Annotated in this window: 12 protein-coding genes; 11 read left to right on the forward strand and 1 reads right to left on the reverse strand. The window is 70.2% G+C overall.

Annotated features, from left to right (window positions below; all coding sequences use genetic code 11):
• Window positions 1–26: 26 nt before the first annotated feature.
• From ABZ396_RS02810 to ABZ396_RS02850, 9 genes are all read left to right on the forward strand, one after another.
• Window positions 27–938, forward strand: coding sequence for a hypothetical protein (locus ABZ396_RS02810; RefSeq protein WP_358922337.1), 912 nt, complete (start codon window positions 27–29; stop codon window positions 936–938).
• Between the two features lie 164 nt (window positions 939–1,102).
• Complete coding sequence (locus ABZ396_RS02815) at window positions 1,103–2,506, forward strand: NarK family nitrate/nitrite MFS transporter (RefSeq protein ID WP_358922336.1); 1,404 nt, start codon at window positions 1,103–1,105, stop codon at window positions 2,504–2,506.
• Window positions 2,507–2,593: 87 nt separating this feature from the next.
• Window positions 2,594–3,754: a uroporphyrinogen-III synthase gene (locus tag ABZ396_RS02820; RefSeq protein WP_358922335.1), complete on the forward strand. Its 1,161-nt coding sequence runs from the start codon at window positions 2,594–2,596 to the stop codon at window positions 3,752–3,754.
• Between the two features lie 364 nt (window positions 3,755–4,118).
• Window positions 4,119–4,718, forward strand: a complete 600-nt coding sequence (locus tag ABZ396_RS02825) for an ABATE domain-containing protein (protein ID WP_358922333.1) — start codon at window positions 4,119–4,121, stop codon at window positions 4,716–4,718.
• A gap of 354 nt (window positions 4,719–5,072) precedes the next feature.
• Window positions 5,073–5,594, forward strand: a complete 522-nt coding sequence (locus ABZ396_RS02830) for a sigma-70 family RNA polymerase sigma factor (RefSeq protein ID WP_010039908.1) — start codon at window positions 5,073–5,075, stop codon at window positions 5,592–5,594.
• Window positions 5,594–6,415, forward strand: a complete 822-nt coding sequence (locus ABZ396_RS02835) for a zf-HC2 domain-containing protein (RefSeq protein WP_358922331.1) — start codon at window positions 5,594–5,596, stop codon at window positions 6,413–6,415. Before ABZ396_RS02830 ends, ABZ396_RS02835 begins: the two co-directional genes overlap by 1 nt.
• Window positions 6,416–6,475: 60 nt before the next feature.
• The gene (locus ABZ396_RS02840) at window positions 6,476–8,824 is read left to right on the forward strand and encodes a UvrD-helicase domain-containing protein (protein ID WP_358922329.1); all 2,349 of its coding nucleotides are present in this window, start codon (window positions 6,476–6,478) and stop codon (window positions 8,822–8,824) included.
• Between the two features lie 391 nt (window positions 8,825–9,215).
• Window positions 9,216–10,619: an NAD-dependent malic enzyme gene (locus tag ABZ396_RS02845; protein WP_358922327.1), complete on the forward strand. Its 1,404-nt coding sequence runs from the start codon at window positions 9,216–9,218 to the stop codon at window positions 10,617–10,619.
• A 285-nt stretch (window positions 10,620–10,904) separates the two neighbouring features.
• Entirely contained in the window at window positions 10,905–11,186 is a 282-nt protein-coding gene (locus ABZ396_RS02850; protein ID WP_189268239.1) for an HU family DNA-binding protein, read from the forward strand.
• 107 nt (window positions 11,187–11,293) lie between these two features.
• On the opposite strand, the gene murA is transcribed toward ABZ396_RS02850, so the two are convergent.
• Complete coding sequence (murA, locus tag ABZ396_RS02855) at window positions 11,294–12,634, reverse strand: UDP-N-acetylglucosamine 1-carboxyvinyltransferase (RefSeq protein ID WP_358922325.1); 1,341 nt, start codon at window positions 12,632–12,634, stop codon at window positions 11,294–11,296.
• A gap of 307 nt (window positions 12,635–12,941) precedes the next feature.
• Between murA and ABZ396_RS02860 the strand changes: the two genes are divergently transcribed.
• Window positions 12,942–13,514: a YqgE/AlgH family protein gene (locus ABZ396_RS02860; protein ID WP_358922323.1), complete on the forward strand. Its 573-nt coding sequence runs from the start codon at window positions 12,942–12,944 to the stop codon at window positions 13,512–13,514.
• A gap of 52 nt (window positions 13,515–13,566) precedes the next feature.
• Window positions 13,567–13,848, forward strand: a complete 282-nt coding sequence (locus tag ABZ396_RS02865) for a DUF3039 domain-containing protein (RefSeq protein ID WP_352220883.1) — start codon at window positions 13,567–13,569, stop codon at window positions 13,846–13,848.

Consider the following 13,848-nt stretch of genomic DNA (forward strand, 5'->3'; position numbering starts at 1 on the left):
TCACGGGGATACGGGGAGTGGATCCGATGAGTACGCGGCAAGTGCGGAAGATGTTCCAGTTGATGGCCGGCGGCGAGCCCGTGGAGCTCACCAACGCCTGGGCCTCCGTGAAGAAGCTCGCCCGGCTTGCCTTCATCGCCCAGCAGTTCGGGTACGAGTACGCCGACGCCCGCCACACCGGCTCCCGCAACAACGTTCTCAAGATGCTGATCGTGCCAGATCACAGCCCGCAGGGCCGGGCCCGTGCCGCGCAGAACTGGGCGCAGTATCCGAACGCAGCCGACGGCGTCTCACTGCCGCCGCTCGTGCCCGACGCCGTCGAACTGCTCAAGGCCCGTATCCAGTTCGACCTCACCGGCAAGAACGCCGAGAAGCGGATGCTGCTCGGGGCCGGTGGCATCACCCTCGGGCTGGTGCTGGCCGCGGCACGGGCTGGTGGGAGCGCCGGAGCATTCGTCATCTCCGGGGTCGTATGGGTGATTCTCATGGGCGTCATGGGGCTCGGGCTCTTCATCACCCGTGGGCGCAACGCCAAGTTCGCGCAACGCCTCCACGCCGCCGGGTTCGTGCCGGTGACGGAGGAAGGCGGCCGGGTGCGCTATCTGCGGTCTGGCACGCCGGCGCCGATGCAGCCGACCCCGGTCCAGCAGCCGTGGCAGCAACCCCAGTACCAGCAACCCCAGTACCAGCAACCCCAGCAACCCCAGTACCAGCAACCCCAGCAAACCCAGTACCAGCAGCCGTGGCCGCAGCAGGCCGGTCCCTACGGCCCGTACGCTGCCCAGCCCCCGTACGGCACCCAGCCCGCCCCCGCCGGTCACGGTCAGCAGCCGCCCGCACCCCACACTCCTGGCCCCTACGGCCCGCCCCAGCAGCAGCCCTCCGGTCCCTACGGGCCCTACACCCCGCCCCAGCAGCCTCCCCATCCCTCTCGCTGACACCGCCCGACCCCGACCTCTCACCCGCCCTCCTGCCAGGGTGAGAGCAACGTTCCCTTCCGGTCACCCACAGCCACAGTGCGGAAACGCCGCCTCCCTACCTTCGGGCTCAGTCACTCATCCGGAGTCGGAAGACCGAGCACACGGAGCACCGTGGAGGCGTCATGACAGCCCCAGCCCCAGCCCCAGACCCTTCCCCCACCCCCGCCCTTACCTCTGCCTCACGCAGCCGCTGGATCCGGCAGTGGGATCCCGAGGACGAGACCTTCTGGAAGGAGACCGGGCAGAGGGTCGCGCGGCGCAATCTGTACTTCTCGGTGTTCTCCGAGCACATCGGGTTCTCGGTCTGGACCCTGTGGTCCGTGCTGGTGCTCTTCATGGGCCCGGAGTACGGGCTCACCCCGGCCGACAAGTTCCTGCTGACGTCGATGGTGACGCTGGTCGGCGCCGTCGTCCGGGTCCCCTACACCTTCGCCGTCGCGATCTTCGGCGGGCGGAACTGGACGATCGTCTCGGCCGGCCTCCTCCTCGTCCCGACGATCGCGGCGTTCGCGGTGATGAAGCCGGGGACCTCGTTCGGCACCTTCCTGTGGATCGGGCTCCTCGCCGGTATCGGCGGCGGCAACTTCGCCTCCTCCATGACCAACATCAACGCCTTCTTCCCGCTGAAGAAGAAGGGGTGGGCGCTGGGGCTCAACGCGGGTGGCGGCAATCTCGGTGTCGCCGCGATCCAGCTCGTCGCCCTCGCCGTCATCGGTGCCAACGGCGGACCGCGCGTGCTGCTCGGGGTCTACATCCCGCTCATCGTCGTCGCCGCCGGCTGCGCCGCGCTGTTCATGGACAACATCGAGAACGTCAGGAACGACACCGGCGCCGCCAAGGACGCCGCGAAGGACGCCCACACCTGGATCATGTCCTTCCTCTACATCGGGACGTTCGGGTCGTTCATCGGCTACAGCTTCGCCTTCGGGCAGGTGCTCACCAACCAGTTCGGCCGCACGCCGCTGCAGGCGACCTACCTCACCTTCATGGGCCCGCTGTTCGGCTCGCTGATCCGTCCCGTGGGCGGCCGGCTCGCCGACAGGTACGGCGGCGCGAAGATCACCCTCTACAACTACGTCGCCATGGCCGCCGCCACCGCCGTCCTGGTCGTGGCCAGCATGCAGAAGTCGCTGGCGTTGTTCGTCACCGCCTTCATCGTCCTGTTCGTGCTCGCCGGCCTCGGCAACGGCTCGACGTACAAGATGATCCCCGGCATCTTCCACACCAAGGCCCTCGCCAAGGGGCTGGAGGGGGAGGCGGCGGCCGCGTACGGGCGTCGGCTGTCCGGCGCCTCCATGGGCCTCATCGGCGCGGTCGGCGCCCTCGGCGGCGTCGGCATCAACCTCGCCTTCCGGCAGTCCTTCCTCTCCTACGGCTCCGGTACCGGCGCCTTCGTCGCCTTCCTGGTCTTCTACGGCCTCTGCTTCGCCGTCACCTGGGCCGTATACCTTCGGCGGCCGGCCGCCGAGGCGCACTCCACGGCCGCCACCGAGGCAAAGGCGCAGCTCAGCTACGCCGAGGTGTGACGTAACACTGGTGACATGGAGCCGAACCGAGCCTGTCACGCGCCGTTGACAGGCTCGGCGGGTTGCGGGTCAGCTAGGAGAGCAGCCATGTACGAGGAACAGCAGCGACCGGATCCCGGTCAGCCCGGCCCTCTCGCGGGGTTCACCGTGGGGGTCACGGCCGCGCGCCGGGCCGACGAGCTGGGCGCGCTGCTCCAGCGGCGCGGTGCCGCCGTGCTGCACGCGCCCGCCCTGCGTATCGTGCCGCTCGCCGACGACGGCGAGCTCCTCGCCGCCACGAAGGAGATCATCGACCAGGCGCCGGACGTGGCCGTGGCGACCACCGCGATCGGGTTCCGGGGGTGGATAGAGGCCGCGGACGGCTGGGGCTTCGGCGAGCAGCTGCTGGACCGGCTGCGCCACGTCGAGCTGCTGGCCCGCGGTCCCAAGGTCAAGGGGGCGGTGCGGGCCGCCGGCCTCACCGAGGAGTGGTCGCCGTCCTCCGAGTCCATGGCCGAGGTGCTCGACCGGCTCCTCGAGGAGGGCGTCGACGGGCGCCGGATCGCCGTCCAGCTGCACGGGGAGCCGCTGCCGGGGTTCGTGGAGTCGCTGCGGGCCGCGGGAGCGGAGGTACTGCCGGTGCCGGTGTACCGGTGGATGCCGCCGGAGGACATCGGGCCGGTGGACCGGCTCCTGGACGCCGTCGTCTCCCGCTCGGTCGACGCGATCACCTTCACCAGCGCGCCCGCCGCGGCCTCCCTGCTCTCGCGGGCCGAGAAGCGGGGGTTGCAGGCCGATCTGCTGGCCGCCCTTCACCACGACGTCGTCCCGGCCTGCGTCGGCCCGGTCACCGCGCTCCCGCTCCAGGCCCTCGGCGTCGACACCGTCCAGCCGGAACGCTTCCGCCTCGGCCCCCTCGTACAGCTGCTCTGCCAGGAACTGCCCGGCCGGGCACGGGCGTTGCCGATCGCCGGCCACCGGGTGGAGATCCGGGGGCATGCCGTCCTCGTCGACGGCGCGCTGAAGCCGGTGCCGCCGGCCGGTATGTCCCTGCTGCGGGCGCTGTCGCGGCGGCCGGGGTGGGTGGTGGCCCGCGCCGAACTCCTCCGGGCCCTGCCGGGCGCGGGGCGCGACGAACACGCGGTGGAGACGGCGATGGCCCGTCTGCGTACGGCCCTGGGCGCGCCCAAGCTGATCCAGACGGTGGTCAAGCGGGGCTACCGGCTCGCCCTGGACCCGGCGGCGGACGCCAAGTACGCGGACGCGTGAACCGCCGACAGGCCTCGCCACCGCCCCCCAACCCACCCCGCCCACCTCGAACAACCTCGCCGTCGCCCGGGCTAACTTCCTCTCCTACGCGGCGGAAGCGGGACGCCGGATGCACAGCGAACTGCTGGGCGGCGTCGACCACGGGGGGGACGAGCGGTCCGGCTGACCGTCGTACGACGTTGTGGGTACCGCCTCCCGGGGCGGCTCGGTGCGTTCGCAGGACAGAGGGTCACGGCACCGGTGTCCCCGCGGGGTGTGGGCCGGGCGGGAACCTCGTGGAAGACGGGTACGAGGGCTTCCGGCCGCCTGCCGGGCCGGGCACTGTGAGAAGCCACGGTTCCCGGTCCTAGGCGGTGACAGGCACATGGCACTGGGTACGGCGACGGCCCCGTACGAGCTGCGCTTCGACGCCGGGCGGATCTGCCTGGATCTGCTGGCGACCACGCATCCCGGCGAACGGCTCGACGCCCTCGAACCGTTGCGGGCCTGGATCACCGGTTCCGGCCTCGTCCCGCCGGGCACCCCGCTGGCACACGCCGACACCGGCTGGCTGGTCTGCTTCCGTGAACTGCGCGGACACGTCGGGCAGTTGGTGCGCGGAGACCGGAACCCTGCGAGGACCCGGCCGTACGATCTCGCGCTCGCCCGGGTCAACGACCTCGCCCGCGCCGCCGCACCCCCGGCCCCGCGCGCCGTCCCCGGCGAGGACGGTTTCCTGGTGCGGGAGTTGGCCGGCCCGCCCGGGTGTGCCGCGCTGCTCGCCGCCGTCGCACGGGACGCCGTGGAGTTGCTCACCGACCCCGTGGCGCGGGCGGCCGTCCGGGAGTGCGAGGGCGACAACTGCCCCATCGTCTATCTGGACACCTCCCGAGGGCGCAGGCGCCGCTGGTGCTCCAGCGAGGTCTGCGGCAACCGCGAGCGAGTGGCCCGGCACCGGCGCCGCGCGGCCCTCGCCCGCGCCTGACTCCTCTCGACCCCTGCCTCAGCCCGTGTCCCTTTCGCGGCATCCGCCGGACCTTCGTCGAAGCTCCCCGAAAGTGATTTCGACAACATTCCGTTTGTCGACCGCAACCCCCGGGCAACGTTCCGATCTTCGACGGTGTGTCGGAAATGTAAAGATCAAGCGGTGGGAATGTGCGGTCATGTCCCGCTCGTCATGTCGCCTCACGGAAAAATGTGGGGTCCTGTTGAACACACCGCACGTCACTTCCGTACCGGTGGGGGAGCGACCGACTGGGGGAACCCCCGGACACCGGAGGTGGGCGTGCGCAAGGATGCGGCCGTGGCCAATGAACGTGGATCGAGGGCCCGACATCGCATGTCCCAGCCCTCGGAACCTGATGAGGAGCTGATGCGCGCTCTGTACCGCGAGCACGCCGGACCACTCCTTGCGTATGTCCTCCGGTTGGTCGCCGGTGATCGGCAACGCGCCGAGGACGTCGTGCAAGAGACACTCATCCGTGCCTGGAAGAACGCCGGCCAGCTCAATCGAGCGACCGGATCGGTACGCCCCTGGCTGGTGACGGTCGCTCGGCGCATCGTCATCGACGGCCACCGCAGCCGGCAGGCCCGGCCGCAGGAGGTCGATCCGTCGCCGCTGGAGGTCATCCCCGCGGAGGACGAGATCGACAAGGCGCTGTGGCTGATGACGCTGTCTGACGCGCTCGACGACCTGACCCCGGCCCACCGGGAGGTGCTCGTAGAGACCTATTTCAAGGGACGTACTGTCAACGAGGCAGCCGAGACCCTGGGCATACCCAGCGGCACTGTGCGCTCACGGGTGTTCTATGCCCTGCGGTCGATGAAGCTGGCACTGGAGGAGCGGGGGGTGACGGCGTGATGAGTGTGTACGGGGGGCACGACGGATTCGGCACAGGTGGTTGGGGTATGTCTGGTGCTATGCAGGAGTCCCCGGTGCCCAATGAGCACGAGACTGTCGGCGCGTATGCGCTCGGGATTCTCGACGACGCCGAGGCAACCGCTTTCGAGGCCCATCTGGCCGGGTGCGAATGGTGCGCCCAGCAGCTCGACGAGCTGGCCGGAATGGAGCCCATGCTGGCGGCCCTGGCGGATCTGCCGGGTTCCGGAAGTACGCCGTCCATCGGCGAGTCGCTGTCCGCCAAGCCCAGCCCGCGGATGGTCGAGAAGCTGGTCGTAGAGGTCTCCGAGAAGCGGAAGGTCCGCAGCCGGCGCAACTTCTTCGCGCTGGCCGCCTCGGCCGTGCTGATCGTCGGCGGCCCGCTGGCCGTCCTGGCGGCGAGCGGCGGCTCGGACAGCGGCAGTGGGGGCACGGCCATGGGGCCCGCCCAGACGGCCTTCCAGACGATGTCCGACAAGAAGACGGCCACGGACCCGACGACCCATGTGACCGCGACCGTCGCTCTCGAGAAGAAGGACTGGGGCACCCACGCGGTCCTCCAGCTGAAGAACGTCGCCGGCCCGAAGAAGTGCTCGCTGATCGCCGTCGGCAGGAACGGCGAGCGCGAGACGGTGACCTCCTGGTCGGTCCCGAACTGGGGATACGGCATCTCGGACGCCAAGTCGGACAAGGCCAAGGAGCCCCTCTACGTGCACGGCGGCGCCGCCTTCGCCCCCAACCAGATCGACCACTTCGAGGTCATGACGTTCGACGGGAAGAAGCTGGTCTCGGTCAGCGCGTAGCTTAGGCGGGCCCCTTTCGCGTACGGTTGACGGCTGCCCAGCACGTCAGAAGGGGGCCCGGTGGCCGCTCAGGCTCAACAATCCGCGGTCGGCCCTCACGGCTCGGAACAGGACTCCGCTCAGGACTCCGTCCGGGACCGTGAGATCAGTGTCGAACAGGAACACCTCGACCGGGTGTACCAGCGCCTTGAGGAGAAGATCCACGAGGCGGAATTCCTCATGAACGACGCGGCCAAGCGCGGCCAGGTGGGCACGCCCGGCGCCCTCGCCGAGCGGGACGCGCAGGTCTTCCAGGCGGGTGTCCACCTCAACCGGCTCAACAACGAGTTCGAGGACTTCCTCTTCGGCCGGATCGACCTCCTGCCCGGCAAGGACGGGAAGAAGGGGCCGGACGGCGCCTACACCGCCGTGGAGCCCGCCGAGGGCGCGGTCCGCGCGGACAACACCGCCGACATCGCCGAAACCCTGCACATCGGCCGGATCGGCGTCCTCGACCAGGACTACGCCCCACTGGTCATCGACTGGCGGGCACCGGCCGCCGCGCCGTTCTACAGGTCCACTCCGGTGGATCCCGGGCGTGTCGTACGGCGCCGGGTCATCCGCTCCAAGGGCCGCCGGGTCCTCGGGGTCGAGGACGACCTGATGCGCCCGGAGCTGACCGCCTTCCGCGACGGCGCCGCCCTGCCCGTCATCGGCGACGGCGCCCTGATGGCCGCACTCGGCCAGGCCCGCACCCACTCCATGCGGGACATCGTCGCCTCCATCCAGGCCGAGCAGGACCTGGTCATCCGCGCCCCCGCCGCCTCCGTCACCTACGTCGAGGGCGGCCCGGGAACCGGCAAGACGGCCGTGGCGCTGCACCGCGCTGCCTACCTGCTCTACCAGGACCGGCGCCGGTACGCGGGCGGCATCCTGATCGTCTCCCCGACCCCGCTGCTCGTCGCCTACACCGAGGGCGTGCTGCCCTCGCTCGGCGAGGAGGGCCAGGTCGCCATCCGTGCCATCGGCTCACTCGCCGTGGACGCCGTCGGCGCCGAGGCGACCCTGTACGACACGCCGGCCACCGCCCGCGCCAAGGGCTCCTCCCGGATGCTCCGGGTGCTGCGCAAGGCCGCCCGCGGAGCCCTGGAGCCGAACGGTTCACCGGCCCGGCTGAGAGTCGTCGCCTTCGGCCGCCGGCTGGAGCTGGAGGCCGGGGAACTCGACCGCATCAGACACAACGCGCTCGGCGGCACGGCCCCGGTCAACCTTCTGCGGCCCCGCGCCCGCAAGCTCCTCCTGGACGCCCTGTGGAGCCGCTCCGGCGCGGCCGGCCGCCACACCGACCCGGAGCTGGCCGCCGAACTGCGCTCCTCCTTCGACGAGGACATCCTCACGGAGGACTCCTTCATCGAGTTCCTCGACGCCTGGTGGCCCGAGCTCACCCCGCGGGCCGTGCTCGCCGCGATGGCCGACGAGCGGCGCCTCGGCCGCTGGGCCCGCCGCATCCTCAACCCCGGCGAGATCCGCAGGGTCGCCCGCTCCCTGCGGCGGGACGGCCACTCCGTGCACGACATCGCCATGCTCGACGAACTCCAGGCCATCCTCGGCACCCCGGCCCGCCCGAAGAGGAAGCGCGAGGCGGACCCGCTGGACCACCTCACCGGCCTGGAGGAGCTGATGCCGGTGCGCGAGGAGTCCCAGCGCGAGCGCGCCGAACGGCTCGCCCAGGAGCGCGTCGAGTACGCCCACGTCATCGTGGACGAGGCGCAGGACCTCACGCCGATGCAGTGGCGGATGGTCGGCCGCCGTGGCCGGCACGCCACCTGGACGGTGGTCGGCGACCCCGCCCAGTCCTCCTGGTCCGACCCGGACGAGGCGGCCGAGGCGAGGGACGAGGCCCTGGGCAGCCGCCCGCGCCGCCGCTTCGAGCTCACCGTGAACTACCGCAACCCGTCGGAGATCGCCGAGGTCGCGGCCAGGGTGCTGGCCCTCGCCATGCCCGGCTCCAAGTCCCCCTCGGCGGTCCGCTCCACCGGGGTCGAGCCCCGTTTCGTGACAACGAACAATGGACACAGCGCCGTCGTACGAGACTCGCTCGAAAAGACCGTGCGCGCGGAGGCCGAGCGGCTTCTCGACCTGGTCGACGGCACGGTCGGCGTGGTCGTCGCCATGGACCGGCGCGCGGAGGCCGCCCGCTGGCTCGCCGGGCTCGGCGACCGGGTGGTGGCACTGGGCAGCCTGGAGGCCAAGGGTCTGGAGTACGACGCGACGGTCGTCGTGTCGCCCGCGGAGATCGCCGACGAGTCTCCGGCGGGGCTGCGTGTGCTGTACGTGGCCCTCACCCGGGCGACCCAGCAGCTGACGGTGGTCTCCGGGGAGCGGGACCAGCCGGACGCGGCCGGGGTGCCGGACCTGCTCAGGGAGTGAGAACGACGTCCGTTCGGCTGGAGGTTTCCTGTGAAGTCCCCGGACGGGAATGGTCTTACGGGATCCGTTTGTTAGCCTTGTCGTGACACCGGCTCGATCCAAGCCCCCGGGCCCAACCTTCGTCGCTACGAGCGACCACTTGCCGCGAGGCGAGCATGGCGGGTCGGTGTCATGAACGTCGGAGAGGCCCACATCACCAGTGTGATGTGGGCCTCTTCCGTTGCGTCTTCAGCCGGCTGATCGGATATCGTATGGTGGAAGTTTTTTTCCGAATCAGTCGGCCGGTCATGAACAAAACGTCCGCAACCCGGGGCGGCTACCACGTACTCAGGGGTAGGTGCGACGATCGGACGGCACAACTCGCGACACGGTGAAACGAAGGAAGTCGGCCATGGCAACGGCGCCCAGCGTCTCCTACTCGATGACCATCCGGCTGGAGGTGCCCGCGAGCGGAACCGCCGTCTCGCAGCTCACCACCGCCGTGGAGTCCTCCGGAGGCTCGGTGACCGGCCTCGACGTCACCGCCTCCGGTCACGAGAAGCTGCGTATCGACGTCACCATCGCGGCCAGCTCGACCGCCCACGCCGACGAGATCGTCCAGCAGCTGCGCGGCATCGAGGGCGTCACCCTCGGCAAGGTCTCCGACCGTACGTTCCTCATGCACCTCGGCGGCAAGATCGAGATGCAGTCCAAGCACCCCATCCGCAACCGTGACGACCTGTCCATGATCTACACCCCGGGCGTGGCCCGCGTGTGCATGGCGATCGCGGAGAACCCCGAGGACGCGCGCCGCCTCACGATCAAGCGCAACTCCGTTGCGGTCGTGACGGACGGCTCGGCGGTCCTGGGCCTCGGCAACATCGGCCCGAAAGCCGCGCTGCCCGTCATGGAGGGCAAGGCGGCCCTCTTCAAGCGGTTCGCCGGCATCGACGCGTGGCCCCTGTGCCTCGACACCCAGGACACCGACGCGATCGTCGAGATCGTCAAGGCGATCGCCCCCGGGTTCGCCGGCATCAACCTGGAGGACATCTCCGCCCCCCGCTGCTTCGAGATCGAGGCCCGCCTCCGTGAGGCCCTCGACATCCCCGTCTTCCACGACGACCAGCACGGCACCGCGATCGTCGTCCTCGCCGCCCTCACGAACGCACTTCGCTGCACCGGCAAGGCGATCGAGAACGTCCGGGTCGTCATGTCCGGCGCCGGCGCGGCCGGTACGGCCATCCTCAAGCTGCTGATCGCGGCCGGCGTGAAGAACGCCGTCGTCGCCGACATCCGCGGTGTCGTGCACTCCGCCCGCGAGGACCTGATCGAGGCCCCGGTGGACTCGCCGCTGCGCTGGATCGCCGACAACACCAACCCCGAGAGCCTCAGGGGAACGCTGAAGGAGGCCGTGCGCGGCGCGGACGTCTTCATCGGCGTGTCGGCCCCGAACGTCCTCGACGGCGACGACGTGGCCGCCATGGCCGACGACGCGATCGTGTTCGCACTCGCGAATCCCGACCCCGAGGTGGACCCGGCGGTCGCCCGCCAGACAGCCGCCGTGGTGGCCACCGGCCGCTCCGACTTCCCCAACCAGATCAACAATGTGCTGGTTTTCCCGGGCGTCTTCCGTGGCCTCCTGGACGCGCAGTCGCGTACGGTGAACACGGACATGATGCTCGCGGCCGCGAAGGCTCTCGCCGACGTGGTCACGGAGGACGAGCTCAACCCGAACTACATCATTCCGAGCGTCTTCAACGACAAGGTGGCCGGAGCGGTGGCGGGTGCGGTGAGGGAAGCCGCGAAGGGCGCCTGAAGCGCCCTTCAGGTGCGCGGCATGCCGCCACCGGCCCGCAGCCGGAACGCGACGCACCGGACCAGGCGTGGGCCTGGGGGCAGCAGCCCCCGGGCAAACAGCTGTGAAACTTGCCACGCCACACAATCGGCGCGTCGTGAAACACCCTCTTCGGCCCCCCCGTAGGGTATGGGCGGCAACGGATTGGCGTTCCCGCCGCAGGTGGGGGCAGGATGCGTCCCGGCCCAACATGCGGCTCAGCCGCGTGGCACGCCTCAATGGCAAGAAGAACACGGGAGTAACAACATGAACCGCAGTGAGCTGGTGGCCGCGCTGGCCGACCGTGCCGAGGTGACTCGCAAGGACGCCGACGCCGTGCTGGCCGCGTTCGCCGACGTCGTCGGCGACATCGTCTCCAAGGGCGACGAGAAGGTCACCATCCCCGGCTTCCTGACCTTCGAGCGCACCCACCGTGCCGCTCGGACCGCGCGCAACCCGCAGACCGGCGAGCCGATCAACATCCCCGCCGGCTTCAGCGTGAAGGTCTCCGCGGGCTCGAAGCTGAAGGAATCCGCGAAGGGCAAGTGACCTTGCCGGCCGTAGGCCACGGGACGGCACACGGCTCGTGACACGACGACGGGGCGGCCCCTCCACCAGGGGCCGCCCCATCGTCGTACGGCGAAACTCTCCGAGGACTACCCGAGCGCCTTCCCCGGCAGTTCCACCTTCGCGCCCAGCTCCACGAGCTTCTCCATGAAGTTCTCGTAGCCGCGGTTGATGAGGTCGATGCCGTGGACCCGGGACGTGCCCTGGGCCGCCAGGGCCGCGATCAGGTACGAGAAGCCGCCGCGCAGGTCGGGGATGACCAGGTCGGCGCCCTGGAGCTTCGTGGGCCCGGAGACGACCGCGGAGTGCAGGAAGTTGCGCTGCCCGAAGCGGCAGGCCGAGCCGCCCAGGCACTCGCGGTAGAGCTGGATGTGCGCCCCCATCTGGTTCAGCGCGGAGGTGAAGCCGAGGCGCGACTCGTACACCGTCTCGTGCACGATCGACAGACCCGTGGCCTGGGTGAGCGCCACCACGAGCGGCTGCTGCCAGTCGGTCTGGAAGCCGGGGTGCACGTCCGTCTCCAGCGCGATCGACTTCAGCTGGCCGCCGGGGTGCCAGAAGCGGATGCCCTCGTCGTCGATCTCGAAGGCACCGCCCACCTTCCGGTAGGTGTTCAGGAACGTCATCATGGAGCGCTGCTGGGCGCCCCGGACGTAGATGTCGCCCTCGGTCGCCAGCGCCGCCGACGCCCAGGACGCGGCTTCCAGACGGTCCGGGAGGGCCGCGTGGGTGTAGCCGCCGAGCTTGTCCACGCCGGTGATGCGGATGGTGCGGTCGGTGTCCATCGCGATGATCGCGCCCATCTTCTGCAGCACGCAGATGAGGTCCTCGATCTCCGGCTCGACGGCCGCGTTGGACAACTCGGTGACGCCCTCGGCGAGTACGGCCGTCAGCAGCACCTGCTCGGTCGCGCCGACGGACGGGTACGGCAGCCGGATCTTGGTGCCGCGCAGCCCCTTCGGCGCCTCCAGGTACTGGCCGTCCGCGCGCTTCCCGATGCTCGCGCCGAACTGCCGCAGCACGTCGAAGTGGAAGTCGATCGGCCGGCCGCCGATGTCACAGCCGCCGAGGCCGGGAATGAACGCGTGCCCGAGCCGGTGCAGCAGCGGACCGCAGAACAGGATCGGGATACGGCTGGAACCCGCGTGGGCATCGATGTCAGCGACGTTCGCGCTCTCCACGTACGTCGGATCCAGCACCAGCTCGCCGGGCTCCTCACCCGGGCGTACGGTCACCCCGTGCAACTGCAGCAGGCCGCGTACGACCCGCACATCACGGATGTCCGGAACGTTGCGCAGCCGACTCGGCGCACTGCCCAGCAGGGCGGCGACCATGGCCTTGGGTACGAGGTTCTTCGCACCGCGGACACGGATCTCGCCCTCCAGCGGGGTGCCGCCGTGGACAAGCAGGACATCGTCGTTGACGGTCATGAATCTCGCGTTCCGTGGGGTGGGGCAGGGCCGGAGAGACAGACTAATCGCCTATCGGCTCCCCTTCGTAAGCCCAAGTACCGCCCAGCTATGTCATAGCTGTGTCACAACACGAACGGTCCCTGATCGGGCACATGGGGTCACCGCCCGTAACCGTGCGCCGGGAACGCTCCCGTCCGCCCTCCCGTCTCCCACCACCACCCTCAAACGAGGCCTTGTCAGGCCGCTCCTTCAAATCATGGCTGCATTCACCCCCTGCCCCGGATTGGCTCCCCACGCGACGGGAAGATGCGGGATCATGTCAGGCATGACCGAGGTGTCCTCGCTCACAGGGCGGCTGCTCGTGGCCACGCCCGCCCTGGCGGACCCGAACTTCGACCGCGCGGTGGTGCTCCTTCTCGACCACGACGAGGAGGGTTCCCTCGGTGTCGTCCTCAACCGCCCCACCCCGGTGGACGTCCGGGACATCCTGGAGGGCTGGGCCTCGCTCGCCGGCGAGCCCGGGGTCGTCTTCCAGGGCGGCCCGGTGTCGCTGGACTCCGCGCTCGGCGTCGCGGTCATCCCGGGCGGTGCGAACGGCGACCGGGCCCCGCTCGGCTGGCGCCGGGTGCACGGCGCGATCGGCCTGGTCGACCTGGAGGCACCGCCGGAGCTGCTCGCCTCGGCACTCGGCAGCCTGCGGATCTTCGCCGGCTACGCCGGCTGGGGCCCCGGCCAGCTGGAGGACGAACTGGTGGAGGGCGCCTGGTACGTCGTGGAGTCCGAGCCCGGCGACGTCTCCTCGCCGTCCCCCGAGAGACTCTGGCGCGAGGTGCTCCGCCGCCAGCGCAACGAGCTGGCGATGGTGGCCACCTACCCGGACGACCCCTCGCTCAACTGACGGTGGGCCTTCCCCCCACCGTTGCCCGGGCGCTTCAGTACCCTTGGGCCTTATGAGCACTCTTGAGCCCGAGCGCGGGACTGGTACGGGGACCCTCGTAGAGCCGACGCCACAGGTGTCCCACGGCGACGGCGACCACGAGCGCTTCGCCCACTACGTCCAGAAGGACAAGATCATGGCGAGCGCCCTCGACGGCACCCCCGTCGTGGCGCTGTGCGGCAAGGTGTGGGTGCCGGGCCGCGACCCCAAGAAGTACCCCGTGTGCCCCATGTGCAAGGAGATCTACGAGTCCATGAGCAGCGGCGGCGACGGCGAGGGCGGCAAGGACAAGTAA

Origin of the sequence: Streptomyces sp. NPDC005866, assembly GCF_040629895.1 — a bacterium.
In the GTDB taxonomy this organism is placed as follows: Bacteria; Actinomycetota; Actinomycetes; order Streptomycetales; family Streptomycetaceae; genus Streptomyces.

Excerpts from the sequence above, each read along its gene's own strand:
- ABZ396_RS02810 (WP_358922337.1), top strand. The coding sequence starts at position 27 with ATGAGTACGCGGCAAGTGCGGAAGATGTTCCAGTTGATGGCCGGCGGC.
- ABZ396_RS02815 (WP_358922336.1), top strand. The coding sequence starts at position 1,103 with ATGACAGCCCCAGCCCCAGCCCCAGACCCTTCCCCCACCCCCGCCCTT.
- ABZ396_RS02820 (WP_358922335.1), top strand. The coding sequence starts at position 2,594 with ATGTACGAGGAACAGCAGCGACCGGATCCCGGTCAGCCCGGCCCTCTC.
- ABZ396_RS02825 (WP_358922333.1), top strand. The coding sequence starts at position 4,119 with ATGGCACTGGGTACGGCGACGGCCCCGTACGAGCTGCGCTTCGACGCC.
- ABZ396_RS02830 (WP_010039908.1), top strand. The coding sequence starts at position 5,073 with ATGTCCCAGCCCTCGGAACCTGATGAGGAGCTGATGCGCGCTCTGTAC.
- ABZ396_RS02835 (WP_358922331.1), top strand. The coding sequence starts at position 5,594 with ATGAGTGTGTACGGGGGGCACGACGGATTCGGCACAGGTGGTTGGGGT.
- ABZ396_RS02845 (WP_358922327.1), top strand. The coding sequence starts at position 9,216 with ATGGCAACGGCGCCCAGCGTCTCCTACTCGATGACCATCCGGCTGGAG.
- ABZ396_RS02850 (WP_189268239.1), top strand. The coding sequence starts at position 10,905 with ATGAACCGCAGTGAGCTGGTGGCCGCGCTGGCCGACCGTGCCGAGGTG.
- murA (WP_358922325.1), bottom strand. The coding sequence starts at position 12,634 with ATGACCGTCAACGACGATGTCCTGCTTGTCCACGGCGGCACCCCGCTG.
- ABZ396_RS02860 (WP_358922323.1), top strand. The coding sequence starts at position 12,942 with ATGACCGAGGTGTCCTCGCTCACAGGGCGGCTGCTCGTGGCCACGCCC.
- ABZ396_RS02865 (WP_352220883.1), top strand. The coding sequence starts at position 13,567 with ATGAGCACTCTTGAGCCCGAGCGCGGGACTGGTACGGGGACCCTCGTA.